The organism is Peribacillus sp. (assembly GCF_059453735.1).
Genome location: NZ_JAZVJO010000487.1, coordinates 1 through 4,297, shown reverse-complemented (window position 1 = coordinate 4,297; position 4,297 = coordinate 1). Strand labels below are relative to the sequence as shown.

Genomic DNA, 4,297 nt, shown 5'->3' with positions numbered 1-4,297 from the left:
CTTCGCGTCATTAAGGAACATAAAGCAATAAAATAAGCAGCAACAAGCACCCTGACAACTGTTTGGGTGCTTATTGCTGCTTCGTCATTTTAAAAAAAGAATGGGAATCCTTCTATTCATCTATCTATCTACTATTCTTTTTCGGCTTCGTCATCATGGCAATGTGCAGAACATTGAGAATAAAGGGTTGTAACTTTCTCATCTTCAAAATGATCAATTGTAGAGTTACAGTGCTTACAGATTAAAGTTCCCATATTTTCCAGACTCCTTCCGAAAATTAGAATGAAAACGCTTTATATATTCGTTGAGTTAATATTAATACAACACATTTAAAATATCAAGCCTATTTGTATGACATATTTAAATATTTTTCCCCAATATATACATCATAATTCGAACACACCCTTTTTTTGATGGATAACTTATTTTGAACATGCTAGAATAAAATGGAAACTAATCCGTTCAGGAGGGGTAAAATGGCTGAGCATGCCTATATTAAATTAGTACCCGGATCAACACTTGAAGTGGTTCAGTTAGATGATATTAAAGAATTATTCCATTATTATAAATCAATTACTCGGAAAACCGGCACCCAGTTAGACTGGAACTACAGTGATAAGGCTTTTCCATACGAAATCATCGAACATAAAGCGGATGCTGATTATATTCATTTAAAAGCTACGGAAGATCGGTATCATTCCATTTTTTTAGGAATAGGAAAAGAATACGTAAAAGGTACTGAAGAACTACCTGCATTTCAACATTATATAGAACTTATCCTGCCTGGAATATCCACTTACGGTGATAAAGGAAAAGCCAACGAATTCAGCAAATTTCTAGCCAAGAAATTAAAAGGAGAGCTACATTTATTTAACAAAAGAATTATGCATTTTAATTTGATGAAATAAGAATAAAAAACGGACAATCCGCTTATGCGAAAAGTCCGTTTTTTATTTGGATGGTGACATGTCTAATAGGCTTGGGTCAAGAATCTCATAGCCTTTTTTTTGATAGCCTTTAACTATGTCTGTAATAGCTTCGCTTGTCCATTTACGGTCATGCATTAATAAATTTGCACCATCCATTAAGTAAGGTGTATCCAGCATAATTTCCGTTAATTTTTCTTTTTCTTGATATTCTTTTTGCCAGTCATAGCCAAAGCTCCAGTTCATTAACAGCATCCCTTCCTCTTTTGCCAATTGTTTAGAAAACTCTGTATTGGCTCCATAAGGTGCTCTAAAAAATTGAGGGCGGGCTCCTGTGATTTTTTCTACAGCGTCATTTACTTTCACTATTTCATTCCTTTGCTCTTCTTCAGATAGATCCGTTAACCTAATATGATTATAAGTATGATTTCCGATTAAAAAACCCATGTCATAAATTTGTCGTAAGATTTTCTTTTGCTTTTCATTATCGATAAAATGACCATTAACGAAAAAAATAGCCTTTACATTCAGTTCCTGTAATTGCTTTGCAATATCTAAGGCATATTTGTCAGGAGAATCATCAAAGGTAAGAAGAACCACTTTTGGGTTCGCAGATGATTTCGGCTTTACAGACCAATTGTTCGGATTAAGTACATATTGTTTTTGATCAGCTGACCCCAAATTATCCTTTTTCAACTCTTCTTTCACTTCCTTGTCCTCAACTTCCTGCTCTAAAGGTCCTTCCTTAGTTGCCGATTCTTTCTCAGGTAAAGGCTCACTTGATGACTTTACCCCTATCTCTTGATTACTGCAGGCAATGAGAACCCAAGATAGTATTAAGAATATACCAATCAATTTTCGCAAACTAGTTCCTCCATTTTTTATGCAGCAGGTTCTGGTCATTCATGTTTAGGAGGCTGGCGGAAGATAGGAATGCATCCAAGATTGCAGGACCATATAACTTCCTAAGCTAATGCACGTTATCAACAAGGTTCGTTTATTCGACTTTAAAATTATTTTTCCGATAAACACAGCCAAATACGTGAATACTAGAAACATAAGTACCTTAAATAGTAATTTATCATGAGTGGAGAGCCATTCAGCGACCGTATACCCGCTCCACACCATTAGCTGAAATAGGAATACGATATAATTTTTCAAGGTAATACATTCCTTCCTAAAAGAAATTGCCCCTCCCCATTACACACTGCATAGTAATTCTTCTATAGGTATCTTTTAACCTCTTTATTCCATTTCAAAACTTTTAATTTATTCGACAAGAATGTCAGTTAGATGTTCTTGTTTTTGCAGTTATATGTCATTTAAATGACAAGGCTGAATTTACTGTTTTTCATGTTAAACTACCATTAACCAGAAAAATTCCAGCATAAAAAAAGGAGTCGTCTATGAAGCAACAAACTTTCCTTTACAGTATTCTGGCTTTTTTTTCTTTGATGCTCACGTCATGCAGCAGCCTGCATCTAGATGAAGCCTTTATTCGAGATAAATATAAAAATAAACTAATCTTTTTTTCTAATGAATCCAATTATATGAATGAAATCGAATATTATGATGCACTCCTTGAATTAGACGATGAATACCCAACTGATATCTCTGATCTTAAAACACTAACAGCATCAGACAATAATCATGTTTTCGAGAGTTTCCACATAAAAAAAACCCCCGCGATTTATATTACTTCTGAAAAAGGGGTTATAGGACAAATATCCGGAAGCAGCGTATCAAAACGGGACATAAAAAATACAATAACTAAGGCTTTGGAAAGTAAACACTGAAAAATGATTTGTTTACAGGGGGCTGTCACCTTTCACAATGTAATTCATGTGGATGTGTAGATGCAGCCCTTTTTATTGTTTACTAGCAAGAACTCTCATCTCTAGTAAACAGAAAAAAGGCTGTCGAGAAGCTTCTCAACAGCCTTTTTAATATACATTACTACTTATTTAACAATATGAATTGGAGTTCCTAGAGCTACTTCTGCTGCTTCCATTGTAATCTCACCTAAAGTTGGATGAGCATGGATAGTCATAGCAATATCTTCTGCAGTCATTCCTGCTTCAATAGCAAGACCAAGTTCTGCAATCATATCTGATGCATTCGTACCTGCAATTTGAGCACCAATTACTAGTCCATCTTCTTTACGAGTAATTAATTTCACAAATCCATCCGTACTATTCAATGATAAAGCACGACCATTAGCTGCAAATGGGAATTTAGAAGCTACTGCGTCAATGCCTGCCTCTTTAGCTTCTGCCTCATTATAACCGACAGATGCAAGTTCTGGTTCAGAGAATACAACCGCTGGAATAGCCAAATAATCAATTTCAGAAGTTTGACCAGCAATTGCTTCCGCTGCAATTTTACCTTCGTAAGAAGCTTTATGTGCAAGCGGAGGACCAGAAACGATATCACCAATTGCATAGATATTTCTAATATTTGTCCGGCACTGTTTATCGATTTCAATCAAGCCGCGGTCAGTAGTCTTAACGCCAACCTGCACAAGACCCATTTCAGCAGTGTTTGGACGACGTCCAACCGTAACTAATACATAATCAGCTTCGACTTTCTTTTCTTCGCCTTTAACTTCATAAGTAACAGTCACACCGGTATCTGTTTCTTCAACACCTTTAGCAAGTGCCTTGGTAACAATCTCCGCGCCTTTTTTCTTAAGGTTTTTCTTCACAATTGCGGACATTTGTTTTTCAAAGCCTGCTGAAAGAATTTCATCAGTACCTTCAAGGATAGTGATTTTCGTACCAAAGTTTGCGAATGCTCCACCAAGCTCAGTACCAATATACCCTCCTCCGATTACAACTAATGATTCAGGCACTTCTTTAAGTGCTAAAGCGCCAGTTGAATTAATTACCCGTTTTGTATATTTAAAAGCAGGTAATTCGATCGGAGTAGAACCTGTAGCAATAATACAATCCTTAAACGTGTAAGTTTGTGACGATGTTTCAGTCAGTACACGAATATTGTTTTCATCAACGAAATAAGCTTCGCCGCTGACTACTTCTATTTTATTTCCTTTTAACAAAGAGCCCACTCCGCCGACTAATTTGGAAACAACGGAATCTTTAAAAGCTTGGACTTTTGAAAAGTCTAGTTTAACATTTTCAGCTATTATTCCCATATCTTCGGAATGCTGCGCTTCATGGAAACGGTGACCTGCAGAAATTAACGCTTTGGATGGAATGCATCCTACGTTTAAACAAACTCCTCCAATAGCTCCTTTTTCCACAATCGTTACTTTTTGTCCAAGTTGTGCGGCACGAATAGCGGCTACATATCCGCCGGGGCCTGCACCTATGACTAACGTATCTGTTTCAATTGGAAAATCTCCTACTACC

5 protein-coding genes are annotated in these 4,297 nt (G+C 36.4%); 2 read left to right on the top strand and 3 right to left on the bottom strand.

Annotated elements, in window-relative coordinates:
- Nucleotides 1-131: 131 nt before the first annotated feature.
- Nucleotides 132-254 carry a GapA-binding peptide SR1P gene (locus tag AC52RT_RS15965; protein ID WP_340849405.1) on the bottom strand — a complete coding sequence of 41 codons (123 nt, stop codon included), beginning with the start codon at nucleotides 252-254 and terminating at the stop codon, nucleotides 132-134.
- A gap of 222 nt (nucleotides 255-476) precedes the next feature.
- Here AC52RT_RS15965 and AC52RT_RS15960 point away from each other — a divergent pair, with 222 nt between their 5' ends.
- Nucleotides 477-908, top strand: a complete 432-nt coding sequence (locus AC52RT_RS15960) for a DUF1885 family protein (RefSeq protein WP_495541657.1) — start codon at nucleotides 477-479, stop codon at nucleotides 906-908.
- 42 nt (nucleotides 909-950) lie between these two features.
- Here the strand turns inward: AC52RT_RS15960 and AC52RT_RS15955 are convergent, their stop codons facing one another.
- A complete protein-coding gene (locus AC52RT_RS15955) occupies nucleotides 951-1,790 on the bottom strand; it encodes a polysaccharide deacetylase family protein (RefSeq protein WP_495541656.1) in 840 nt (279 codons plus the stop codon).
- Between the two features lie 542 nt (nucleotides 1,791-2,332).
- Here AC52RT_RS15955 and AC52RT_RS15950 point away from each other — a divergent pair.
- Nucleotides 2,333-2,722 carry a hypothetical protein gene (locus AC52RT_RS15950; protein ID WP_495541655.1) on the top strand — a complete coding sequence of 130 codons (390 nt, stop codon included), beginning with the start codon at nucleotides 2,333-2,335 and terminating at the stop codon, nucleotides 2,720-2,722.
- A gap of 164 nt (nucleotides 2,723-2,886) precedes the next feature.
- On the opposite strand, the gene lpdA is transcribed toward AC52RT_RS15950, so the two are convergent.
- The coding region (gene lpdA, locus AC52RT_RS15945; RefSeq protein WP_495541654.1) for a dihydrolipoyl dehydrogenase at nucleotides 2,887-4,297 on the bottom strand (1,411 nt) is incomplete at its 5' end.

Excerpts from the sequence above, each read along its gene's own strand:
- AC52RT_RS15965 (WP_340849405.1), bottom strand. The coding sequence starts at position 254 with ATGGGAACTTTAATCTGTAAGCACTGTAACTCTACAATTGATCATTTT.
- AC52RT_RS15960 (WP_495541657.1), top strand. The coding sequence starts at position 477 with ATGGCTGAGCATGCCTATATTAAATTAGTACCCGGATCAACACTTGAA.
- AC52RT_RS15950 (WP_495541655.1), top strand. The coding sequence starts at position 2,333 with ATGAAGCAACAAACTTTCCTTTACAGTATTCTGGCTTTTTTTTCTTTG.